At 67.4% G+C, this 22500-nt stretch carries 24 protein-coding genes and 2 pseudogenes; 11 read left to right on the forward strand and 15 right to left on the reverse strand.

All coding sequences use genetic code 11. From position 1 onward, the window contains the following. Positions 1-105 precede the first annotated feature (105 nt). From VGP60_RS39115 to VGP60_RS39125, 3 genes are read right to left on the reverse strand one after another with little or no spacing between them, the layout of a single operon-like run. Positions 106-747 (reverse strand): AAA family ATPase, encoded by a 642-nt coding sequence (locus VGP60_RS39115; RefSeq protein WP_327553274.1) that lies wholly within the window; start codon positions 745-747, stop codon positions 106-108. Positions 748-751: 4 nt separating this feature from the next. After that, positions 752-1153, reverse strand: a complete 402-nt coding sequence (locus VGP60_RS39120) for a zf-TFIIB domain-containing protein (protein ID WP_327553275.1) — start codon at positions 1151-1153, stop codon at positions 752-754. Positions 1154-1160: 7 nt separating this feature from the next. Continuing rightward, positions 1161-1541, reverse strand: coding sequence for a VOC family protein (locus VGP60_RS39125; protein ID WP_327553276.1), 381 nt, complete (start codon positions 1539-1541; stop codon positions 1161-1163). 89 nt (positions 1542-1630) lie between these two features. On the opposite strand from VGP60_RS39125, the gene VGP60_RS39130 reads away from it, so the two are divergent. Then, a complete protein-coding gene (locus VGP60_RS39130) occupies positions 1631-2122 on the forward strand; it encodes a CGNR zinc finger domain-containing protein (RefSeq protein ID WP_327553277.1) in 492 nt (163 codons plus the stop codon). 94 nt (positions 2123-2216) lie between these two features. Here the strand turns inward: VGP60_RS39130 and VGP60_RS39135 are convergent, their stop codons facing one another. Continuing rightward, the gene (locus VGP60_RS39135; protein WP_327553300.1) at positions 2217-3512 is read right to left on the reverse strand and encodes a DUF445 domain-containing protein; all 1296 of its coding nucleotides are present in this window, start codon (positions 3510-3512) and stop codon (positions 2217-2219) included. A 68-nt stretch (positions 3513-3580) separates the two neighbouring features. On the opposite strand from VGP60_RS39135, the gene VGP60_RS39140 reads away from it, so the two are divergent. After that, positions 3581-4750: a pyridoxal phosphate-dependent aminotransferase gene (locus tag VGP60_RS39140; protein WP_327553278.1), complete on the forward strand. Its 1170-nt coding sequence runs from the start codon at positions 3581-3583 to the stop codon at positions 4748-4750. Between the two features lie 82 nt (positions 4751-4832). On the opposite strand, the gene VGP60_RS39145 is transcribed toward VGP60_RS39140, so the two are convergent. Then, positions 4833-5375: a sigma-70 family RNA polymerase sigma factor gene (locus tag VGP60_RS39145; protein WP_327553279.1), complete on the reverse strand. Its 543-nt coding sequence runs from the start codon at positions 5373-5375 to the stop codon at positions 4833-4835. Positions 5376-5750: 375 nt separating this feature from the next. Between VGP60_RS39145 and VGP60_RS39150 the strand changes: the two genes are divergently transcribed. Next, positions 5751-6737, forward strand: coding sequence for a hypothetical protein (locus VGP60_RS39150; protein WP_327553280.1), 987 nt, complete (start codon positions 5751-5753; stop codon positions 6735-6737). A 465-nt stretch (positions 6738-7202) separates the two neighbouring features. On the opposite strand, the gene VGP60_RS39155 is transcribed toward VGP60_RS39150, so the two are convergent. Beyond that, positions 7203-8651 (reverse strand): PLP-dependent aminotransferase family protein, encoded by a 1449-nt coding sequence (locus tag VGP60_RS39155; protein WP_327553281.1) that lies wholly within the window; start codon positions 8649-8651, stop codon positions 7203-7205. A gap of 61 nt (positions 8652-8712) precedes the next feature. Between VGP60_RS39155 and VGP60_RS39160 the strand changes: the two genes are divergently transcribed. Then, positions 8713-9351, forward strand: a complete 639-nt coding sequence (locus VGP60_RS39160; protein ID WP_327553282.1) for a hypothetical protein — start codon at positions 8713-8715, stop codon at positions 9349-9351. On the opposite strand, the gene VGP60_RS39165 is transcribed toward VGP60_RS39160, so the two are convergent. Then, positions 9348-9890 carry a Clp protease N-terminal domain-containing protein gene (locus VGP60_RS39165; RefSeq protein ID WP_327553283.1) on the reverse strand — a complete coding sequence of 181 codons (543 nt, stop codon included), beginning with the start codon at positions 9888-9890 and terminating at the stop codon, positions 9348-9350. The genes VGP60_RS39160 and VGP60_RS39165 overlap by 4 nt on opposite strands. After that, positions 9890-10099, reverse strand: a complete 210-nt coding sequence (locus VGP60_RS39170; RefSeq protein ID WP_327553284.1) for a sigma factor-like helix-turn-helix DNA-binding protein — start codon at positions 10097-10099, stop codon at positions 9890-9892. The genes VGP60_RS39165 and VGP60_RS39170 overlap by 1 nt, the downstream gene beginning before the upstream one ends. An 84-nt stretch (positions 10100-10183) precedes the next feature. Between VGP60_RS39170 and VGP60_RS39175 the strand changes: the two genes are divergently transcribed. Further along, positions 10184-10960 (forward strand): hypothetical protein, encoded by a 777-nt coding sequence (locus tag VGP60_RS39175; protein WP_327553285.1) that lies wholly within the window; start codon positions 10184-10186, stop codon positions 10958-10960. A 71-nt stretch (positions 10961-11031) separates the two neighbouring features. Continuing rightward, positions 11032-11664 (forward strand): annotated as a pseudogene (locus VGP60_RS39180) (DUF998 domain-containing protein); the annotation flags it as partial. Between the two features lie 21 nt (positions 11665-11685). Here the strand turns inward: VGP60_RS39180 and VGP60_RS39185 are convergent. Then, positions 11686-12704: pseudogene (locus tag VGP60_RS39185) on the reverse strand (D-cysteine desulfhydrase family protein). A 66-nt stretch (positions 12705-12770) separates the two neighbouring features. On the opposite strand from VGP60_RS39185, the gene VGP60_RS39190 reads away from it, so the two are divergent. Further along, a complete protein-coding gene (locus VGP60_RS39190) occupies positions 12771-13625 on the forward strand; it encodes an oxygenase MpaB family protein (protein ID WP_327553286.1) in 855 nt (284 codons plus the stop codon). Here the strand turns inward: VGP60_RS39190 and VGP60_RS39195 are convergent. Then, the gene (locus tag VGP60_RS39195) at positions 13622-13879 is read right to left on the reverse strand and encodes a DUF397 domain-containing protein (protein ID WP_327553287.1); all 258 of its coding nucleotides are present in this window, start codon (positions 13877-13879) and stop codon (positions 13622-13624) included. The genes VGP60_RS39190 and VGP60_RS39195 overlap by 4 nt on opposite strands. 274 nt (positions 13880-14153) lie before the next feature. On the opposite strand from VGP60_RS39195, the gene VGP60_RS39200 reads away from it, so the two are divergent. After that, the gene (locus VGP60_RS39200) at positions 14154-14459 is read left to right on the forward strand and encodes a hypothetical protein (RefSeq protein ID WP_327553288.1); all 306 of its coding nucleotides are present in this window, start codon (positions 14154-14156) and stop codon (positions 14457-14459) included. A gap of 79 nt (positions 14460-14538) precedes the next feature. Beyond that, entirely contained in the window at positions 14539-14751 is a 213-nt protein-coding gene (locus VGP60_RS39205; RefSeq protein WP_327553289.1) for a hypothetical protein, read from the forward strand. A 162-nt stretch (positions 14752-14913) separates the two neighbouring features. On the opposite strand, the gene VGP60_RS39210 is transcribed toward VGP60_RS39205, so the two are convergent. Together VGP60_RS39210 and VGP60_RS39215 are read right to left on the reverse strand one after the other, a co-directional pair. Next, positions 14914-15765 (reverse strand): SAM-dependent methyltransferase, encoded by an 852-nt coding sequence (locus VGP60_RS39210; RefSeq protein ID WP_327553301.1) that lies wholly within the window; start codon positions 15763-15765, stop codon positions 14914-14916. Between the two features lie 14 nt (positions 15766-15779). Then, positions 15780-16640, reverse strand: a complete 861-nt coding sequence (locus VGP60_RS39215; RefSeq protein ID WP_327553290.1) for a helix-turn-helix transcriptional regulator — start codon at positions 16638-16640, stop codon at positions 15780-15782. Positions 16641-16834: 194 nt separating this feature from the next. Between VGP60_RS39215 and VGP60_RS39220 the strand changes: the two genes are divergently transcribed. Beyond that, positions 16835-17752: an MBL fold metallo-hydrolase gene (locus tag VGP60_RS39220; RefSeq protein ID WP_327553291.1), complete on the forward strand. Its 918-nt coding sequence runs from the start codon at positions 16835-16837 to the stop codon at positions 17750-17752. A gap of 40 nt (positions 17753-17792) precedes the next feature. Then, on the forward strand, positions 17793-19232 hold the full coding sequence (gndA, locus tag VGP60_RS39225; RefSeq protein ID WP_327553292.1) for an NADP-dependent phosphogluconate dehydrogenase: 1440 nt from the start codon (positions 17793-17795) through the stop codon (positions 19230-19232). Positions 19233-19285: 53 nt separating this feature from the next. Here the strand turns inward: gndA and VGP60_RS39230 are convergent, their stop codons facing one another. From VGP60_RS39230 to VGP60_RS39240, 3 genes are read right to left on the reverse strand one after another with little or no spacing between them, the layout of a single operon-like run. Further along, the gene (locus tag VGP60_RS39230; RefSeq protein WP_327553293.1) at positions 19286-19975 is read right to left on the reverse strand and encodes a Clp protease N-terminal domain-containing protein; all 690 of its coding nucleotides are present in this window, start codon (positions 19973-19975) and stop codon (positions 19286-19288) included. Between the two features lie 57 nt (positions 19976-20032). Next, a complete protein-coding gene (locus VGP60_RS39235; RefSeq protein WP_327553302.1) occupies positions 20033-21211 on the reverse strand; it encodes a 4-hydroxybenzoate 3-monooxygenase in 1179 nt (392 codons plus the stop codon). 5 nt (positions 21212-21216) lie between these two features. Continuing rightward, entirely contained in the window at positions 21217-22434 is a 1218-nt protein-coding gene (locus VGP60_RS39240) for an NAD(P)/FAD-dependent oxidoreductase (RefSeq protein ID WP_327553294.1), read from the reverse strand. Positions 22435-22500 lie beyond the last annotated feature (66 nt).

The raw sequence follows: 22500 nt of genomic DNA on the forward strand, positions 1-22500 counted from the left end.
AAAATGCCAGAAGCGGCTGCACTGGCCACACCTGGCACCCACACCCGAGTCGCCACGGAGCGTGGCATGCCAGTCATCCAGGGTAATGATGATCTTGAGTCGAGCTTAAGTCAGTGGCATTGCTGTCGACAGATGGCGAAGGACCCAGTCCTCGGCGACGTCGACGGCGACGTCGACGGGGACGTGGGTGGTGTCGAAGAGCTGCACGGGCGGAGCCGTGGTCGCGGCGTTGGCCTGGAGCCATTCGTTGAACGCGAGCATCTCGTCGATGCGCGGCTCGTCCCACTCGCGCCACTCGGGCCGCGCGCGCAGGCGCTTGCGCAGGACTTCGGACTCGCCGACCATCGCAAGGTAGTGGATGTCGGAGAAGAAGACGCGTTCCGGCAGGTGTTCGAACTCGGGCGGCACGACGGTCCCGCACAGCACGACCGGCCGCCCGCTCTGGTGGATCATCGCCGCCATCCGCAGCCAGACCGAGCGGAACGCGGGATGCCCGTCGACGTCGTCCTGCAGCCCGGCCGTCCACAGCACGTCCTGCTCCAGCACGACGACGCGATCGGACAGGCGCTCGGCAAGCCGCGGACCCACCGTCGACTTGCCGGCGCCACTGGGACCGGTGAGCGCGAACAGCGGCAGCCGCCGGAACGGCCACCGATGTCCGCAGAGGGCGCAAAGCAGCTCCGCGCCTTCTGCCAGCGGCCTGTCGGCGCGATCGCCGCAGGCCGGGCAGATCTTCAGATCCAACAAGGAATTAGTCGAACAGGTTCTCGAGGAAACCGCGCTTACGGTGACCCTGATGGCCCTGGTGGCCGTACGGACGCGGTGAGTCGCCGTGGCCGCCGCGGTACGGCTTCGGCGAGTCGCCGTAACCACCCCCGCGATACGGCTTCGGGGAATCCCCGTGTCCACCTCGATACGGGCGCGGCGAATCCTTGCCGTACCGCATCGTCTGGCCTCCATCCGGGCGATAGGGCGGCGGCGCGCCCTGGTTCCCGTAGTAGGAGCTCTCCGCACCGGAGAGCTGCTCCAGCTCGCCACGGTCGAGGAAGATGCCGCGGCATCCCTCGCAACGCTCGATGTGGATGCCGTTCTTGTCAACGGTGGTCATCATGCTTTGGCACTTCGGACAAATCACGTATTCGAGACTACGCACATCTCGATCAGCACGCACAGAGGCAAAACGGATGACCGGCGGGATCTGCGTAAACCCGCCACGTCTCCGGCGTGTCGTCGAGCAGCTTCGCCCCGATCGCCAGCGCGCGCTCGTGCGCGGCCTCCATGTCGGTGACGTCCAGGTCGAGGTGCGCCTGCTGCGGGTGCTCCTGTGAAGGCCACTGCGGCGCACGGAAGTTCTCGACGCGCTGAAACGCCAAGCGGGCCCCTCCGAGCGGATTGATCAGCGTGACCCAGTCATCGTCGTCGCCGTCCTTGGGTGCCTCCCAGCCGAGCAGTTCGCGGTAGAAACCGGCGAGCGCCACCGGATCCGGACAGTCCAGCGCCACCGCGCCGAAGGTGGGGACCGCGGACTTCGTCGTACTCATGACCATCTCCTTATCTTGGGATAACCAGTGAACGGAGTATGCAAGTTACGCCCGGAGGCCGCAACCGGTATTCGCCGTACACTGGTTGCGTGAGCGTCCAACCAGCACAAACAGGCGACGCTTCGCTTGTGGTCGACTTCCTGAACACCTTCGATATCGAAGAGAAGACCGATCTGCTGACCGAGCCTGCCCAGTGGCGGCGCTGGGCGGCCGAGCGCGGCCTGAAACCGGACCCTATAAGCGAAGCGTTAGAGGTCCGTGACGCGCTGCGAGCGTCGGTCGGTGATCCGCGACTGCCCGCTGTCGCGACGCGCACTGCCGTGCACATCGAATTGACGCTCGGCGGTCCCGTTCTCGCGGCGGACAACGTCGTCGGTGCGGTACTCGCGGCCGCGGCCCGCCTGGCCGTGCTCGAGGACTGGCGACGCGTGAAGATCTGTCCCGCGGACGACTGCCTGTGGGCGTTTTTCGACCACTCGCGTAACCGCTCGCGGACGTGGTGCTCCATGAGCGCCTGCGGAAACCGCGAGAAAGCCCGCGCCTGGCGGGCGCGGGCTGTCGAGCCTGTGGATCGCCACTAGGCCAACAGGGTTGATCTCTGTGGACAACCCCGGGGATAACTCAGCTTCTTGTGGACAACTCAATTTGGCGCCCGCCGCCTGTGCTATAGGCGGCTCAGAAGAGCAGGTGCGCCAAGGTGTAGATCACCAGACCGGCCAGCGCGCCGACCACGGTGCCGTTGATCCGGATGAACTGGAGGTCCCGGCCGACCTGCAATTCGATCTTGCGCGAGGTCTCCTCGGCGTCCCAGCGCTCGACGGTGTCGGTGATGATCGTGGTGATCTCGTTGGAATAGTTCGTGACGAGGTAAGCCGCCGCGCCCTCCACCCAACCGTCCACTTTGGACTGAGTGGCCTCGTCGGTGGTCAGCTTGCGACCCAGGTTCCGCAGCCCTTCGCGGACGCGTTTGCGCAGTTCACTGGACGGGTCCTCGGCCGCGGTCAGGAGCATGTCCTTCGCCGTCGCCCACGCCGAACCGATCAGCTTCTTGACCTCGCCGTGCTCGAGGATCTGCGTCTTGACCTGCTCGGCCCGCTCCATCGTTTCCGGATCGGTCTGCAGGTCGCTGGCGAACTCGGCGAGGAACTTGTCCAGCGTCTGCCGCATAGGGTGGTTGACGTCGGTCTTCACCGCCCACGCGAACGCGAGCACCTCGCCGTAGACCTTGTCGGCCAGCATCTCGTCGACGAACTTCGGCGACCACGAGGGCGCGCGGTCGGAGACGACCCGCAGCATCGAGCTGTGGTTGTCGCGGACCCATTCGTAGGCACGGTCGCACATGAGGTCGACGAGCTTGTGGTGCGCGCCGTCGGTGAAGACCTGGCTGAGCAGCTTGCCGAGCGGCGGGCCCCACGGCTGGTCGACGATCCGGCGCACCACGGCCTGTTCCATCACGGCCTGGACGTCTTCGTCGCGCAGGACCGTCACCGCGGCGCGGACGACCGTCGCGAGCTCGGAGGTGATGCGCTCGGCGTTTTCCGGCTGGACGAGCCAGCCGCCGAGGCGCCGCGAGATCTCGACACGGCGGAGCTTGTCGCGCACGACCTCCTCGGACAGGAAGTTGGCGCCGACGAACTCGCCGAGGCTGCTGCCCAGCGCGTCCTTCTTGCTCGGGATGATCGCGGTGTGCGGGATCTTGATCCCCAGCGGATGGCGGAACAACGCCGTCACCGCGAACCAGTCGGCGAGCGCGCCGACCATGCCCGCCTCGGCCGCGGCCCGCACGTAGCCCACCCAGCCGGGCCAGCCTTGGGCCTCCGCCCAGCTGGTGAGCAGGAAGATGATCGTCGCGCCGATCAGGAAACTCAGCGCGACCAGCTTCATTTTCCGCAGGCCACGGCGCTTTTCCTCGTCACCCGCGAGGCCACCGGGCGGGTCCGCCGGCGTCACTTTTTCGCGCACGGGTTCGATCTCGCCCTGCTGGGCCCCGGCTGCGGTAATTTGCTCCACCAGCCCATTGTCCGTGAGGATCGGTAATCGTGCGCGAACCAGCTCTCGTCCCCCGCCTCCAGCCGTTCACCTCGACCATCTTCGCGGAGATGACCGCACTCGCGATCCGCCACGACGCGGTCAATCTCGGCCAGGGTTTCCCGGACACCGACGGGCCCGTCGGCATGCTCAACGCGGCGAAGAAGGCCCTGTTCGGCGGCGCGAACCAGTACCCGCCGGGGCCGGGCCGTCCCGAACTGCGCGCGGCGATCGCGAAGCACCGGCTGCGCTACGGCACGGAGTACGACCCGGACACGGAGATCCTGGTCACCGCGGGCGCGACCGAGGCCATCACGGCCTCGCTGATCGCACTGACGGAGGCCGGCGACGAGGTCATCGTCATCGAGCCGTACTACGACTCCTACGCGGCCGCCGTCGCTATCGCCGGCGCGACCCGGCGCGTGGTTTCGTTGTCCGAAGACGAGAACGGCCGGTTCGCGCTTGACGTCGACGCCGTGCGCGCGGCCATCACCCCGCGCACCCGCGCGATCCTGGTCAACTCGCCGCACAACCCCACCGGCACCGTGTTCACGAGCATTGAATTGACCGCATTGGCATCGATCTGCGTCGAGCACGACCTGATCGCGATCACCGACGAGGTCTACGAACACCTGACCTTCGACGACGCCGAGCACGTCCCGCTCGCCACGTTCCCCGGCATGCGCGAGCGGACCGTGACGATCTCGAGCGCGGGCAAGTCGTTCAACTGCACCGGCTGGAAAATCGGCTGGGTCTGCTCGACACCTGAACTGGTGGCGGCGGTGAAAGCGGCGAAGCAGTTCATCACGTTCGTCTCGGGTGGGCCGTTGCAACCAGCCGTCGCGTACGCGCTCGAACAGGAACTGGACTGGGTCGAGATCCTGCGCGGCAGCCTGATGGCCAAACGCGACCGGCTCGCCGCCGGGCTCACCGAAGCGGGCTTCGAGGTCCGGCCGACCGCCGGGACGTACTTCGTCTGCGCCGACGTCCGGCCGCTCGGTTTCGACGACGCCGCGGACCTCGCCTGGCAACTCCCCGAGCGCGTCGGTGTCGCAGCGGTACCGGTCAAGGTGTTCACAGACCACCCGGACGAGTGGAAACACCTGTTGCGTTTCGCGTTCTGTAAAAAGGACGCCGTTCTCGACGAAGCCATCACCCGTCTGCACAAGCTGGGCTCGTGAGTGGCTACGAGTGTTCTAACACTTGTTGCCACTCACGAGCCACCTACCCAAGCCGCACCCCGCCACGCAACTCCGTCGCTGGTCAGGGCTCGAAACCGTCGGCGAGCAGGCGGACGCGGAGGCGGTCCAGTGACCGTTTCCGCAACGGCCCGACGCTGCCCGGACTGATGCCCAGCTCGGCCGCGATTTCCGGGTAGGTCAGGTCGGGGCGGTAGGCCAGCAGGCAGAGCAAGCGACGGTAGCGCACCGGCAAGCTGCCGACCGCCGCCCAGAGTTCGCGATCCCGTTCGTCCCGCAGCACCACGGATTCGGGCGAGGGGACCACCTCGTGTTCGCACGGCAGGGCCGCCTCGCCTGCCTTTCCGGACAGGATCCGAAGGGCGTGTCTTCGGGCGGTGGTCCGCAGCCAGCCGGGCAGGCAAGCGTTGTCCCGCAACGAACCGAGCCGTTGCGACACCGCCAGCCAGGTGCTCTGGCTGACGTCGAACGCGTCCGCGTCACCGAGCCGGTAGGCCCGCGCCACCCGGACGGTGGTCGCCGTCAGCGCTCTCACCAGCGCGTTCCATGCCGTTTGGTCGCCGCCGAGGGCTCGGGTGACCAGTTCGCCGAAGTCTTTTTCCGGCATTGGAAGCCGCCTCTCACCACGTCCGAGGGGTCGCCGGAGCGGCGACCGAACGCGATTGAGACGTCACTTTGCGCAGCAAAGATCCGCGAACTCAAAGGTCAAGACAAAGTTGAGTAGTTACCCTCAGGCACGAATGGCCGCTATCCTGACGCGGGGACCCACTCTGAGTGATCAACTTCGCGGTTTCGGCCACCGGTGCCGGTACGTCCGTTCGGCCTTACGGGGTGGATCGAAAGCAGCGGAGATGAAACACTCCCCACCAGTGCTAGAAAGGGTGCAGCCCCGCCAGGACCGCGCCCCGACGCAGGGGAACCCCAGCAGGACCAGAAACATCTTTTGTTCGCTTGAGCCGAGGCCCGGACGGTGGTGGTAGCGGTGAGTGACACCGAGCCAGTGCACCGCTGTGGCCGTGCGCTCTCCCGGCCTGCCAAACGACTGGCGATAGCGGGCGGACTCATGCTCGCGAGCTGGGCTCTCGGCGCGGTTCTCAGCACCACCATGGCGTCCGCGGACGAGTTGCCTTCCTCGGATACGAGCACTGTCGCCGAAGCGAACACGACGTCGGAGACGAAGTCCACCAAGAGCAGCACGTCTGAAGAACGCACCGCCGAGACGAGCGCCACGACAGAAGACTCCACGAAGCAGGAACCGGCCGAGCGCAGGAAAAAGCAGTCGTCCACTAGTGGTGGCGGTCTGCTGGGCGGCCTCCTCGGCACGGTCGTGAACACCTTGACCAGCACGGTGAACGCCGTCACGAGCACGGTCACCGGCCTGGTCAGCGCCGTCAGCGAAAACGTGCTCGCGCCGATCACCGGTGGTGGCGGCAGCAATGACGGCAAGCCGCCGGCGAAGCTGCCGATCATCGGCGACCTGCTGCCCTCACCCGGCGACTGGTCCGAAGGCGGGCAGTGGAAGAGCGGCGGCTCGGTGACCATCACCGCTCCTGCCAAGCAGGTGGAAGCCGCGCCCGCGGCCCCCCAACCCGAAGCGCCCCAGCCTGCGGCCCCGGTCACCGACACTCCGGCCGTGGTGAGCCACTCGGCTCCGTCCACCCACGTCAGCGCGCAGGTCGTGCAGCAGCAGACGGCCGTGGACGAGCCCACGAAGTCGGACAAGCGGTTCAGTGCTCCTTCCGGCGGCGGTTCCGGTGGCCGCGGCGACCTTCCGCCCGCGCCGAGCGCGCCTGCCGCGCCCACGACTGTTTCCGTCGGCCATGACAACGCCGGTGGCGCTCGCCAGCAGAGCGCCATCATGGCCTCCAGCGCCAACACCACTCAGCTTCGGCTGATCGGCACCAGCCTCGACCACGAGGTCGATGGTGCGGGCAGGGAAGCAGCCCTGCCCACGACCTCCCCGGACTGACTCCAACCGGTTAGCCGGGGAGAGCTGCGTCCAAAACAAGATCAACTTCGCGGTTCCGGCGCGCTGAGATACGCGCTCGTCCTCACCCCGTGCGAAAACCGAAAGCCGCGCTGTAACGCGCAGGGGTTTCGTCATGCCTCACTGAGAATCTTCCCGATCCGCCAACCGCGCCTGGCCGGGTCGGGGCCTGGTCCCGGCGCCACGTCACCCCCGTGGCGCCGGGACCGACACCTGGCGCACATCGAGCGTTCCCACTCACCGCGCCGAGCGGGAACACCTACCCGATGGGCGTCTGAGCCGCGCGTTTCCCGGCATGTCGAGGGGCTGTGCCTGGAAACCGCCGCGGGGTCCGCCACCGGCTCGACCGGAGCGGACTTGCGGCCGGTGCACTGGATGACCGACTTCGTCGTATCTCCCTGGAGCGACGAAAGTCATCCGGTGCACCGGCTGTTCCTATTCCGGGCCTTAGGTGACAGGCATGTCGAAGGTGCCGGCACCGCGTACCGAAGCGGCCGCCGCGCTCAGCCGCCGAACCGCCTCGAGCAGCAGGTCCGGCGGCCGCGAGAACGGCAGCCGCACCCAGCGCTCCAACCCGCCGTGGACGCTGAACCGCGAACCCGGCGTGATCTGTACACCGTGGTTGACCGCGGCGACGGCGAGGCGGGTGCTCATCGGCTCCGGCAGATGGCACCACAGCGAAAGACCGCCCGGCGGCACCGCGAACGTCCAGTCCGGGCAGTACAACTTCAGTGCTCCGACCAGCGCATCCCGCATGCCGCGGATGTCCTCACGCCGCTTGCTCAGCAGCGCATCCGCGTCGGAGAACAGCTCCGCGAGCACCAGCTGCTCGAACACCGGCGAGCCGAGGTCCACCGCGAACCGCGCCGAAACCAGCCTGCCGAGCAGTTCCTCGGACGCCCTGATCCAGCCGAGCCGAAGACCGCCCCAGAACGACTTCGACGCCGAGCCGACGGTGATCGCCAGGTCCCCGGCGAACGCGCCGAGCGGCGGCGGGCCGTCCATCGGATCGCCCTCCAAGTCGAGATCGACCATCGTCTCGTCGACCACCACCGGCGTCCGCGCCCTGATCAGGGCCTTGGCGAGCTGCTCACGGCCTTCGGCGGCCATCCGGAGCCCGGTCGGGTTCTGGAAGTCGACCACCAGGTATGCCAGCCGCGGCGCGGACTGCCTCAGCGCGGCCTCGATGCCGGCGATGTCCCAGCCCTGGCCGCCCATGGCGTCGAGCGCGACCGGCACGGTGATGGCGTGCGCGGCCCGGATGGCTTCCAGCGCGTTCGGGTACGTGGGCTGATCGACGAGCACCCGGTCGCCGGGGCCGACCAGCATCCGCAGCGCCAGCACGAACGCGTGGTGGGCGCCGTTGGTGATCATCACCTGGGACGGCGTTGTCGGCAGTCCGCGCGCGGTGTAGCGCTGGGCGATGCGTTCCCGCAGGACGAGCAGGCCACGCTCGCTGTAGCCGTGGTCACCGAGGTGGTCGCCCAGCGAGCGGCGGGCCATGTCGACGGCGTGGGTCAACCCGGCGGTGGCCACCGGCGCCGCCCGGTTGAAGTCGATGAGGTCGTGGCCATGCGGCAACGACGTCTCCAGCGTCCCGGTTCCCGGAGACGTGATCCACGAGCCCGCGCCACGGCGGCTCGCGACCAGGCCGTCATCGCGCAGCTTGTCGAGCGCGGCGCCGATGAGCGTACGGCTGGTGCCGAGCGAGTCGGCCAGTTCGCGTTCCGCCGGGAGCCTGGTGCCGAGCGGCAGCTGCCCGTCGAGCACCTGCATCTCGATGGCGGCGGCGAGGTCCACCGCGCCCTGCCGGGAGCCACCTCGACGCCAAGTGCCCAGCATCACAGCCAATCTGGTCCCTGAAATGCGTCCACCAGGCGGAATCACGGTTTCCATAAGACCAATTATTGCAAAGTGGCTATGGTCAAGATAGCCACTTCGGCAGATAGTGAGGGGTGTGGCTGTTCCAAGAGTGCTAGACCTCCGCCCGGTGACCGTGACCGCGGCACCAGTTCGCCGTCTCGCCCAACTCGTCTTCGGCCTTGCCCTCTACGGCGGCAGCATGGCGATGATGACCAGGGCCGGACTCGGCCTCGACCCGTGGGACGTGCTCCACGAAGGCTTCACCAAGCGCACCGGACTGAGCTTCGGCGTGATCACCGCGATCGCGTCGATCTTCGTGCTGCTGCTGTGGATCCCGCTCAAGCAGCGACCCGGCATCGGGACCGTGCTCAACGTGATCGTCATTTCGGTGACCGTCGACCTCGTCCGCGCGTTCCTGCCCGACCAGCACGAACTCGGCTGGCAGATCACACTGCTCGTCGGCGGTGTCGTGCTCAACGCCGTCGCCACGGCTGTCTACGTGGGCGCCCGGCTCGGCCCCGGCCCGCGCGACGGCCTGATGACCGGCCTCGCGGCCCGCACTGGCTGGTCCGTGCGCCTCGTGCGGACCGGGATCGAGGTGACCGTGCTGGCCGCCGGATGGCTGCTCGGCGGCACTGTCGGCGTCGGCACCGTGCTCTACGCGCTGGCCATCGGCCCGCTGACCCAGGCGCTACTCCCCCACGTCACCTGGCGCGGGCCCAAGCAGGTCTAGCTGGCCTTGCGCTGTTGCAGGGCGCGGCGGAGATCGATCAGGTCGATGCCGCGCTTAGCGAGGACATCCGCGGCCGGGCCCGGCTTGGCCGTGAGTGCGAGGAGCAGGTGTTCCTCGCCGATGTGCTTGTCCCCGAGGTCGAGCGCCTGCCGCAGGCTCCCTTCCAACGCCTGCTTCGCCTCGCGGCTGAACGGGATGTGCCCGCGTTTGCGAAGGAAGGGCTTCCCGGCCAGCGCGCCTTCGCCGTGGACCTGTTCGACCCGCGCGATGATCTGCTCGACGTCGATGCCGAACTCCCCCAGCGCCTCGGCATCAAGGTCGCTCATCCCGCCGCGCCGCCGGACACGGTCGAGTTCCGCGGCGATGTCTTCGGGCGTCACGCCGAAGCCGTCGAGCAGCGAACGTGCCGTGCCCGCCTGCGTCCGCATGAGCCCGCTCAGCAGGTGCAGCGGGTCGATCTCGGGCGAGCCCGACTCCATGGCCCGCGCCTGCGCCTCGACGACGACAACACGTGCGTCACTGGTGAATCTCTCGAACATCAGTGCCTCCCGTACTTCTTGTGGACCGCTTGCCTGCTGACACCCAGTTCGGCGGCGATCTCCTGCCATGACCAGCCATGCACGCGCGCACTGCGCACCTGCACCGCCTCGAGTTGTTCCAGCAGCCGGCGCAGCGCGGTGACCGCCCGCAGCCCCACGCGGGGGTCGCGGTCACCGGCCCGCTCGGCCAGGTCCGTCGCATCCGTCATGATGTCAATCTAGGTTGACACTTCGAGCTTGTCAACCTGAGTTGACACGCGACGGGATTCGATCAGCTCGGTTAGGGTCGGCAGATGCCCGAGATCGAGGTCGCCGAACAGGCGGGCGTCGGCGCGGACGGGAACCCGCGGCCGACTGAGGACTACGTCGCCGTGCTGGACAACGCCGTGCTCCTGCTGGACGGAGCCACCTCACCGAACCCCGACCTACCGCCCGGCGGCTGGTACGCGAACCTGCTCGTCCGCCGGCTCACCGCGCTGCTCACCGCGTCTCCGGACGCCGATCTCGGCACGATCCTGGAGCAGGCCATCGCCGAAGTGGCCGACGAGCACGGCCTGACCCCGGGCAACGCGCCGTCCAGCACGGTCGCCATCGTGCGCTGGAGCGAAGACCGCGTCGACGGGCTCGTGCTCGCCGACAGTCCCATCGTCGCTTTTGGACGGTCGAATCCGGACGTGCTCGCTGACGACCGGCTGGTTTCGTTGCGGGAAAAAGGAAAGCTCCGCACCGGCGCCGACGTGCGAAGCCACCGGAACGCCGACGGCGGATTCTGGGTCGCCGAAGCCGATCCGGCCGCCGCGCGAGAGGCGATCCGCCGCAGCTGGCCACGCGAAAGTGTCACGGCGATGTTGCTCGCCAGTGATGGGGTTTCGATCGGCGTCGACGAGTACGGGCTGTTCGATTGGCCGGAAGCGCTGGAAATGGCCCTCAAGTACGGCACCCAATCGGTGCTTAATGCAGTGCGTGCAGCCGAAAAACAAGATCCCGACGGCGAACGCTGGCCCCGCGCGAAAAGGCACGATGACCAGGCACTTGTCCTGCTCGACTTCACCGACCCTGAGACGGGGTAGGGCTTGCCCTACGAAAGATCGGGGAGTTTCCCGGATAACACCGTGCCGCTTTGTGCGCGACCCTTGTCAGCATGGGGAAGGCGAGAGAAGCGACGGTATCGGCGACACGGACACGGCCCTGGCTCATCGCCTCGGTCGCCGCGATCGTCTGGGGGATTCTGACGATTGTGGTGCTGCACCTGATCAGCTCGCACAATCCGGTACTGGACACGTTGTCGAGCTACGCGTTCACCGATCGCGGCACGGGCATGCTGGGGGCAAGCGTGCTTTCGCTGTCGATCGGCTCACTTTGCCTGCTGGGGGCGCTGTACACGGCAGGGATTTCGATCAGCCGCACGACCACGGTCCTGTTCTGTGCCTGGTCGCTCGGGCTCGCGACGGCCGCGGTGTTCCCCGCGAGCTACGTCACGAACCCGAACCCGGTGAGCGGTGAGATCCATCAGTACTCGTGCCTGATCGCGTTCCTGAGCATGCCGGGCATCGGTTTTTCGGTACTGGACAAGATCGGCACCAGCCCGGCGCTCGCCGCCGGCCGCGCCATGGTGGCCCGGCTTTCGCGCTACAGCCTCGCCGCACTGGTGCTGTTCGGTCTCAGCTACCTGCTGAGCGATTTCCCTGACTCACCAGTGCTTTCGCGGTTCTCGGAAGCACTGCCCGTCGGGGTCACCCAGCGGATCGCGCTGGCCGTGGACCTGGCCCTGCTGTTCGGCCTGATGGTGCTGGCTTCACGCGCCGCCGCCCTCAAGGGCTTCGACAGCCTCCGGGAGGTACCCGTAGAAGCCGGGCAAACCGCCGGTGTGCAGGAAAACGACGTGTTCTTCCGGCTCGAAGCCGCCTCCGCGAGCCCAGTCGACCAGCGCCGCACCGGCCTTGCCGGTGTAGACCGGATCGAGCACAACTCCTTCCGTACGCCCGAAAAGGCGCAGCGCTTCCCACACCAGCGGCGTCGGCACGCCGTACCCGGGGCCGAGCGTGCTGTCGTCCACGCGGACGTGCTCCAGCGTCGGCGGGTCGATTCCTAGCAGCTTCGAAGTGTCCGCGACCAGGCCCGTCACCGTGGCCCGCGATTCGTCCGCCGGATGGCCGACGCACGCGACGTCCACGGTGCCGGGCCGTCCCAGCAACGCGGTACCGAGCGCGACACCCGCGGCGGTACCGCCACTTCCGTGCGGCACAACGATTCTGGCCTTTTCGATGCCCTGCGCTGCCAGCTGGGCGAAGAGCTCCTGGGTTGCCGCGACATACCCGAGCACGCCGGTGGCGTCGGAGCCGCCGACCGGGAAGGTCGCCACTTTGCGGCCCTCGGCTTCGGCCTCGGCGATCAGCTTGCGTAGGTCCGCTCGGACTCGTCGACGTCCGCGCAGACGTGGACGCGGGCGCCGAAGAGGTGGTCGAGCACGACGTTGCCGGACCGCTCGTAGGCCTCCCCCGAGCGCGGGACCTTCGCCGTGAGCACGAGCTCGCAGCGGAGGCCGAGCTTCGCGCACGCGGCGGCCGTCTGCCGGCCGTGGTTGGTCTGCAGCGCCCCGAAGGTGATCACCGTGTCTACGCCCTCGGCGAGCGCGGCCCCGAGGAGGAACTCCAGCTTGCGCAGCTTGTTGCCGCCGACACCGAGCCCGTTGACATCGTCGCGCTTCAGCAGCAGGTTCACGCCCAGTTCGGCGCCGAGGCGCGGGGCGGGGTCGAGCGGCGTCGGCCAGTGGCCCAGTGTCACGCGCGGGAACTGGTCGAGATCGAACGTCATCAGGCCTCCAAGGGTGCGGGTTTCCACCATGCCAGTACCCCCGTTCGGCCGTGCCATACTCGGGCCATGGGCGCGCCGCCGATCGTCAAGGGCACCGCCGCCTGGCGGTACTTCGGCGACTTCCGCGCCGGTTTGCTGGCCGGTCAGGTGCTCCTGTTGCAGGTGGCGCATCCGGTGGTCGCCGCGGGCGTGCGGGACCACTCGAACTACACCGAAGACCCGTGGACACGGTTGCAGCAAACGGCCGCGTCGCTGTCGGTGTACATCTACGGTGGCCCCGCGGGGGCGAGGTACGAAGCCGACAGGCTGCGCGAGCTGCACAAGACGTTCAAGGGCGTCGACGCCGAAGGCCACCGCTACTCGGCACTGAACCCGCACGCGTACGCCTGGGTGCACGCGACACTGGTGAAGGTGCCCGTGGACGCGCAGCGGTTCTTCGGCCGCCCGATGACCACGGCTGAGCTCGACGAGTACTACGCGCAGATGTGCGACGTCGGCCGCCTGCTCGGTGTGCGCGACCAGGACATGCCGCCGGACTGGCCCGCTTTCGAGCGATACTACGACGAGATGGTGGCCGGTTTCGCCACGAACGAGACCATCGAAACGCTGTTCGACACCATCCGCACGGTTCCGAACCCCGTTCGGTGGCTGCCCGGTCCACTGTGGACGCGCCTGCGGCCGTGGCAGTACCGGGCACAGCTGTTCTTCATCCGCGGCACGCTGCCGCCGGCGTTCCGGGATCGGCTCGATCTACAGTGGACGGTCGCCGACCAGCGGCGGTTCTCCCGCTTCTGCTCGGCGACCCGCCTCATCACTTCGCTGATCCCGGTGTCAGCCCGCTCCACCCTGGTACGCACGGTGGGCAGGCTGAACGTCTGGCTCCGGGCACATCCTCGCGCCCGGCGACTCCTGGTTCACTAGGCAGCCGGTAAGTCGAACTGGCCTGCCTTCACCGCGATCAGGAACGCCGCCCACTCACCCGAGCCGAAGACGAACACCGGACTGGACGTCAACTTGGTGTCGCGGACGCCGACCAGGCCGTCCTGGCCGAGGTTGACCTCGACACAGTTTCCACCGTTGGGTTCGCTGGCGAAGGACTTATGCCAGGCACCGTCCTCGAAGAGTGTGACGGCCGTGTTCGGATCGTAATCCGCTACCGACGGATAATCCGTCATGGGTCGTACCTCCGGGCATCAGTTCGGACCACGGCCGCGACCTGCGTAAAGTCACGCACTAACGGCTTTCCTCGTTCGTAAGGTGTGTCTGCCGCAGGGCCATGCGGGTGATCAACTCACCCGACCCTCGACACGGAGATTATTCCAGGAGTAGGATTAATCTCAGCAGTCGGGGCAAGTTTGTTTGAAATTCGCCACCTCACTGGATGTCGAGTGAGAACTTCCCTGACGGGCTCAGCCTCACTGTCGCCGGGCTCACTGGGGAGGGAACAGGGTGATCATCCAGGACTTTCAGGACCTGAGCCGTACCGTCCTCGCCGTCGGCAGGCTGTCCGTCGGGCTGATCGGTGAAAGCCGTCGCTCCGCGCACCTGTTCGATCTCGACGTGGACTCCAAGCGACTGACTTCGCTGACCTCTCGCTGCGGCAACGAACTCCCGGTCAGCGACATCGAATGGCTGTCGCTCGGAGCCGGGATGCCCTGCGAGCGCTGTCTCGGTCTCGGCTCCACCGACCCACAGGTACTGCCGAGGCGCCACCGAGTCGTCACCGAGTCGTCACCGAGTCGTCAAAAGCAATAGGGGCGTGACTCACATGGCTGTCCGTTTCACCCAACCAACTCACCTGGCGACCCCCGGTGAGACCACCACCCGCCGAAGCGTGAGCCAAGCTCTGCGCGCCCGCTTCGGATTCAGCTTGATCCAGGCACCGCTGCGCAAGCACACCTCGATCTGGGTCGGCGACTTCGAAGTCCCGGAAACCCGCTTCGAGCCCGCTCCGCACCCAGTCCCCGCGCGCTCCAGGCGCCCGCTGGACGAACACCTGGAACTCCGCCTCCTGATGCGAGGCCACCCGGCTCTGCCCCGCGTCTGACGGCTCGACCAGCCAAGACTTTTGCCGTACTGGCAAGCAAAACCGCTTCTGGTTGCTTAGGGATCCCGTGGCTGGGTTAGCCGTGGCATGAGAACGCTATGAAGGGTCCCTTCCTCTCAGTTTTTGAGAGGAAGGGACCCTTCATAGCGCCGAGGACCGAAACTAGGGCTTGCGGCCCAAGCCGGCGATGCCGCCGGAGAAGGACGGGTCCTGCGCGAGCTTCCGGGTCGCCTTCGACTCGGCCACCTCGGGGTGCCATTCGGGCACCCAGACGACGCCCGGGTCCACCAGGTCGAAGCCGTCGAAGAAGCGGGTGAACTCGGCGCGGGTCCGGACGTGGAAGGGCGTGCTGGACTGCTTGTACTGCTCACGGATCTTGTCGCGACTGCCGTCCTCCCCCTCCTGCGAAACGCCGTCGGTCGTCATGTGGGAGGACAAGAAGTACGAGCCGGACGGCAGCATGTCGCGGTAAGCGGCCACCACACCGTGTGGGTCTTCCTCGTCGGAGAGGAAGTACAGCACCCCGACCATGTTCAGGCCGATGGGCTGACGGGGATCGAGAATCCCGGTTTCCATCGCCCGGGCCCAGATCTCCTTCGGATTCCGCAGATCGCCGTGCAGGACGGCGTGGCGGTTCAGGTCGCCGTCTCGCTCCAGCAGGATCTGGGAGTGGGCGACCGCGACCGGCTCGTTGTCCACGTAGACGCAGCGGCTGCCGGGGTTCACCGAGTCGGCGACCTCGTGGACGTTGCCCACGGTCGGCACGCCGGATCCGAGGTCCAGGAACTGGGTGATGCCCTGGTTCGCCATGTACCGGACGCCGCGGCCGAGGAAATCGCGCCCGACGCGGGCGATGGTCTTGATCATCGGGAATATTTCGACCGCCTTGGCCCCGAACTCGCGGTCGATGGCCCAGTTGGCGTCACCTCCCAGGAACCAGTCGTAGATCCGGGCCGCGTTCGGGCGCTCGAGATCCACCCCTTCCGGCACGAAGGCGGGGTCGTTGGAGGACATCGGTTCACCACGGGTCATGCGTTCATCTCCCGGCGATAAGAATCGGCAAGCGATTGCAGGAACACGCGCGTTTCGGCCCGTTCGAGAGCGGCGCCACGCAGCCTGTCCCATGAGTCTACGAACAGCTGAAAATCCTTCGCATCGTCGAGGTACAGTCCCCCGGCCGAATGCTCGATGTAGACAAAGTCGCGGGTGCGGTCCGGGAACCGCATGATGGTGAAGTCGTTGGGCACCGCCGCCAGTTTCGCGCCGAACGGCAGCACGTGGACGTACACCCGTGGTCGGCGCGTATCGAGCGCCAGCAGGTGCTCCACCTGGTCCAGCATCACCGCCGGCGCCACACCGCCCGGGGCACGGCGCAGGGCGCCCTCGCTGATGATGAAGCGGTAGTACGGCGGCTGCAGCTGGTCGAACACGGCCTTGCGGTCCAGCCGGTTGCGCACCAGCGACGTGACGTCGGTGGCGCCGGCCTCGGTGAACTGCTTGAGCATGTAGTGCTCGGACTGCAGCGGGCCCGGGATGCGCTCGCCGTGCCAGGTGAGGATCTCCGCGGCGGCCGGTTCGAGGTCGGTGAAGGTGCGGAACCAGTGCGGCACCACCGCGCGATAACCGGACCACTGACCACGCTGCCCGGCCGCGGCCCGCGCGAGGTTCATCAGGGTCTCGGCTTCGTCGCCGTTGATGCCGAACGCGTTGAGCATGGACCGGACGTCGCCCAGCTTGACGCCGACGGCGCCGGACTCGATCTTGTTGACCTTGCCCTGCGTGCAGCCCAGGAACTCCGCGACTTGCTGTTGTGTGAGTTTCGACGCGTTTCGGGCATGGCGGAGCTCGTTCCCGAGCTGCTTGCGCCGCGAGGTGACGGTGCTTGCCATCAGAAATGCTCTCCCCGGGTCGTCTCCAGCGCCACGGGACCCCTACCGCGGCTCTGCGCGTACAAACGAAACTCCCCAGGTCAGTGTTATTACGGTGGGCTAGTCGATGATGACATCGGGCAGCGTTCCAGGAAAGTGCCTGGAACGCCAGTACCAGCGAGACCTCGGCCGCGAACAGGGGCATAGTTGAGGCCGTGACGAGATCTCCAGCCGCGGCAAGCGTCCAAAAGGTCGCCGACGGCGTGTACGCCTACGTCCAGCCGGACGGCTCGTGGTGGATCAACAACTGCGGGTTCCTCGACGCCGGCGACCACACGGTGGTGATCGACACCTGCGCCACCGAGAAACGCACCCGCACGATGCTGGACAAGGTGTCGGAAACCACCGGCTCGCTGATCACCCAGGTCGTCAACACCCACCACCACGGCGACCACACGAACGGCAACTACCTCGCGACCGACGCCGTCGTGATCGGCCATCGCAAGACCCGCGAGCTGGTCCTCGCCACCGGGATCAACCACTTCGACGGCGTCTTCACCGGCTCGGACTGGGGCCATCTCGAAGCGCGGCCACCCGAAGTGGTCTTCGACGACCGCTTGACGCTGTACGCGGGCGACCTCACCGTCGAGCTGATCCACCCGGGGTACGCCGCTCACACCACCAACGACGTCATGGTGTGGCTGCCGGAGCAGCGCGTGCTCTTCTCCGGTGACCTGGTGTTCAACGGCGGCACGCCGTTCACGGTGATGGGCTCGGTCGCCGGGTCCCGCGCGGTGCTCGACGTCATCCGCGAGCTGGAGCCGGCGGTGATCGTCCCCGGGCACGGGCCGGTCTGCGACCTCGGCCGGCTCGCCCCGATCGACGCGTACCTGGCGTTCGTCCAGCGGCTCGCCGAACAGGGGAAGGAATCCGGGCTCACGCCGTTGGAACAGGCGAAGGCCACGGACCTCGGTGAGTTCGCGGCGATGAGTGAACAGGAGCGACTCCCCGCGAACCTGCGCCGCGCGTACGCCGAACTCGACGGCCTGGCGTGGGGCGCGGACCTGGATCTCGGTCCGGCGATTTTCGACATGGTGACCTTCAATGGCGCTCCCATCAGGTGTTTCTCCTAAGTACTAGGCTTTGTTCCACACGTGAGAAGAAGGGTTTCGAATGAGCAAGAAGGCGAGCATCGGGGTCACCGGGCTGGCGGTCATGGGCCGCAACCTGGCCCGGAACCTGGCGCGGCACGGCCACACGGTGGCTCTGCACAACCGCTCCGAGCAGCGAACCCGCGACCTCGTCGAGCAGTTCGGCGATGAAGGCGACTTCATCCCGGCCTACTCCGCGCAGGAGTTCGTCGACGCGCTCGAGAAGCCCCGCCAGATCGTCATCATGGTGCAGGCCGGCGCGCCGACCGACGCCGTGATCGAGGAGTTCGCGCCGCTGCTGGAGAAGGGCGACGTGATCGTCGACTGCGGCAACGCGCACTTCGCGGACACGCGACGCCGTGAAGCGGCACTGCGCGAGCGGGGCCTGCACTTCGTCGGCACCGGCGTCTCCGGCGGTGAGGAAGGCGCGCTGCACGGGCCGAGCATCATGCCCGGCGGGTCCAAGGAGTCGTACAAGACGCTCGGGCCGCTGTTCGAGGACATCTCCGCCAAGGTCGACGGCGAACCGTGCTGCACGCACGTGGGCGCGGACGGTGCCGGGCACTTCGTGAAGATGGTGCACAACGGCATCGAGTACGCCGACATGCAGCTCATCGCGGAGGCGTTCGACCTGCTCCGCGGTGCCGCGGGTTACGAGCCCGCGCAGATCGCCGAGGTCTTCCGCACGTGGAACACCGGCAGGCTCGACTCGTACCTCATCGAGATCACAGCGGACGTCCTCGCGCACGTCGACGAGAAGACCGGCAAGCCCTTCGTCGACGTCGTCGCCGACGAAGCCGAGCAGAAGGGCACCGGCCGCTGGACCGTCCAAATCGGACTGGACCTCGGCGTGCCGATCAGCGGGATCGCGGAGGCGGTGTTCGCGCGTTCGCTGTCGGGTTCGGCGAACCTGCGCACCGCGGCTCGCGGCCTCGGTGGCCCGACGCGCACCCCGCTGTCGGCCGACGAAGCCGCGAAGTTCGCGGACGACGTCGAGCAGGCGCTGTACGCGTCCAAGGTGGTCGCTTACGCGCAGGGCTTCAACCAGATCCAGGCCGGCGGCGCGGAGTACGGCTGGGAGATCGACCTGGGCAAGGTCGCGTCGATCTGGCGTGGCGGCTGCATCATCCGGGCGAAGTTCCTCAACGACATCACCGCGGCGTACGCCGAAGAGCCGGGCCTGCCGACCCTGCTGACAGCGGGCAACTTCCGCAAGGCCGTCGAGGACGCGCAGGACTCGTGGCGTTCGGTCATCGCGACGGCCGTCAAGCTCGGCATCCCGACGCCCGGCTTCTCGACCGCGCTGGCCTACTACGACGGCCTGCGCGCGGAGCGTCTCCCGGCCGCGCTCGTCCAAGGCCAGCGGGACTACTTCGGTGCCCACACCTACCGCCGGGTGGACACCGAAGGCTCGTTCCACACCTCATGGGCCGCCGACGGCCGCCCCGAGGCGTCTGCCTAGGACCTAGTCGTGAGTGCGTAACAGTGTTAGAACACTGTTACGCACTCACGAGGTCACTTGGTGCCGGCGAGGGCGGCGGTGACGTGGGACTCGGTGGTCGCCTTGTCGACCCCCAGGCCCGACAGGACACCGTCACCTTCCTCCAGTTCGAGCAGCGCCAGCAGGATGTGCTCGGTGCCGACGTAGTTGTGCCCGAGCCGCAGAGCCTCGCGGAACGTCAACTCCAGCGCCTTTTTGGCCTCCACGTCGTAGGGCAGCGGCAGGGGACGCGCCTCTGCCGGTTCGAAGGTCGCGGTGACGGTTTCCCGCACCTTCTCGAGTGAGACGCCCTGGGCGACGATCGCCTTCGCGGCGAGCCCCTCCGGAACCGTGAGCAGTCCCAGGAGAAGATGCGCGGTGCCGATCTGGTCGTTCCCCACCTGCGCCGCTTCGTCCTGCGACGCGACGACGACTTGGCGGGCGCGGTCGGTGAACCGCTCGAAACCCTGACTGACGTCCAGCACTCCCTCCTTGGAGACAAAGCGTTTCTGGGCGGCCTGCTTGGACACGCCCATGCTTTTGCCGATGTCGGTCCAGGAGGCGCCGGAGCGGCGGGCCTGGTCGACGAAGTGGCCGATCAGGTGATCGGCGACGTCACCGAGGTGGTCGGCGGCGAGAACGGCGTCGGTGAGCTGGTCGAGGGCGTCGGGGTGGACTTTTTTGATGGCGTCGATGAGGTCGTCGAGGCGAACACGATTGGTCATGTCGTCAACCTTAGGTTGACGATCAGTACTTCGTCAACCCTGGGTTGACGATCATCTTCAGTCGTGCGGGAACCCCACGTAGTTCTCGGCGACGCTGGTCGACGCAGCCCGCGAGGACGCCGTGTAGCGCAGCTGCGAGAGCTGGACCCGACGGCTGAAGTCGTCGCCGTACGGGTCGATGTGCAGCAGCTCGGTCATGAACCACGAGAAATGCTCGGCGCGCCAAACCCGCCTCAAGCAGATGTCCGAATAGGCGTCGACCAGCTCGCTTCGCTTGTGCTGCACCAGTTCCGTCAGCGCCCGGGAAAGCACACGGACGTCGGCGATCGCCAGGTTCATCCCCTTGGCGCCGGTCGGCGGGACGATGTGCGCCGCGTCACCCGCGAGGAACAGCCTCCCGAACCGCATCGGCTCGGCGACGAAACTGCGCATCGGCGTGACCGACTTGACGATGATCGGGCCTTCGTTCAACGCGGCCTCGCCGTGGACGGCGAACCGAGTCTGCAGCTCGGCCCAGATCCGGTCGTCGGACCAGTCGTTGATGTCCTCGTCCGCCGGAACCTGAAGGTACAAGCGGGAAATCTCGGTCGACCGCATACTCGCCAGGCCGAACCCGCGCTCGTGATGGTTGTAGATCAGCTCCTGCGAAGACGGCTGCGCCGTGGCCAGGATTCCCAGCCAGGCAAAGGGATAGATCCGGTCGAACACCTTCAGCTCGGACACCGGCGCCGACGGCCTGCTGATGCCGTGGAACCCATCGCACCCGGCAACAGCGTCACAATCCAGCTCGTGCGCGACGCCGTCGGAATCGCGATACGTGACCCGCGGCCGTTCGGTGTCGAGGTCGTGCAAGTCCACATCGGACACTTCGTATTCGACCGGCCACCCGTGGGCTTCGTGCGCGTCGATGAGGTCCTTGACGATCTCTTGCTGCCCATAGATCGTGACGGCCCGCCCGGTCAGTTCGGTGAGCGCGATCCGGTGGTCCTCGCCGTCGAACCGCAGCGAAAACCCTTCGTGCCTAAGGCCTTCCGCGGCCATCCGGCCACCGAGACCGAGTTCGTGCAGCAGGTCGACGGTCGCCTGCTCGCACAGTCCGGCCCGCATCCGCTGCCGCACGTACTCCCGACTGCGGGACTCCAGCACGACGACGTCGACACCTTCGAGCCGAAGCAAGAACGACAGCAGCAGCCCCGCGGGACCGGCTCCGACAATGGTGACTTGCGTACGCACCAAGGAACTCACGCCACCAAGGTCTTGAGGTGTTCCTTCAGGTTGAAGTCGCTCGCCCGTAACTCTTCCAGTGTCGGCGCGCGTTCCCCGGCAAGCAGGCGCCGCGCGGAAATATGGTCGCTCGGCTTGCTCACCGTCTCCACCGCCACCAGCACACCGTCCATAAAGGACAATACGGAGAACTTGCCCGCCGCCGGGTCGCCGCTCACTTCGATGTGGTCGTAGCCGGTGCCGATCCCGGCGATCTGCAGCTTCGCGCCGAGCTGGTCGGTCCAGAACCACGGCACCGGCGTGTAGGGCACAGCCTCACCGGTGATCCTCGCGGCGACGAACCGAGCCTGGTCGACGGCGTTCTGCACCGACTCCAGCCGAGTGGCGCAACGCGCGTGCACGCTCGGGAAGTTGGCGCAGTCGCCGACCGCGGAGACGGCCGGATCGCTCGTGCGCAGCTGTTCGTCCACGACAACGCCGTTGTCGACCCGCAAGCCCGCCTCGGCCGCGAGCTCGGTGGCCGGGACCACGCCGACGCCGACCACAACAAGATCCGCCGGGAGCAGCGTGCCGTCGGTCAGCTCGACCGACTCGACAGCGCCGCCGGACCCGTGCAGCGCGGTGACACCCTTCCCAAGCAGCAGTTTTGTGCCCGCGGCCTCGTGCAGCCGCGCGAAATGCGCGGAGATCTCCGGCGTGGCGACCCGTGCCATCAGCCGGTCTTGCGCCTCGACGACGGTGACCGGCCGCCCGGCGTGCGCGGCGAACTCCAGCCCGATGAACCCGCCGCCGATGACGACGACGTCCTTCGCGGCTTCGAGCGCGCTGCGCAACTTGTCGGCATCGTCCCTGGTCCGCAGGGTCAACACGCCGTTCAGCTCGGCGCCCGGCACCGAGAGCGTCCTGTTCCGCGCGCCCGTCGCGAGCACGAGGTGGTCGTACTCGAACTTGGTCCCGTCTTCGAGCACGACGGCCGAGTTGGCGCGGTCGATCGACTCGACCCGCCCGCTCACCAGCTCGATCTCGCTGGTCGCGAAGAACTCCTCCGGCCGCAGGTGCAGCTTCTCGGCCACGGTCGTCCCGGCGAGGTACGTCTTCGACAGCGGCGGCCGCTGGTACGGCACGCCCGGTTCGTCCCCAATCAGCACCACCCGTCCGCTGAAACCCTTGTCCCGTAAGGAGGCCGCGGCCTGAAACCCGCCCTGCCCCGACCCGACGACGATCACCGTGCTCATGCTCGCCAACATACCTCGATCAAGTGCACCCTGTGCACACCCGAGCGCGATCTGTGCACCCTCACG

The sequence above is a fragment of the Amycolatopsis sp. genome (genome assembly GCF_036008905.1).
GTDB lineage: Bacteria > Actinomycetota > Actinomycetes > Mycobacteriales > Pseudonocardiaceae > Amycolatopsis.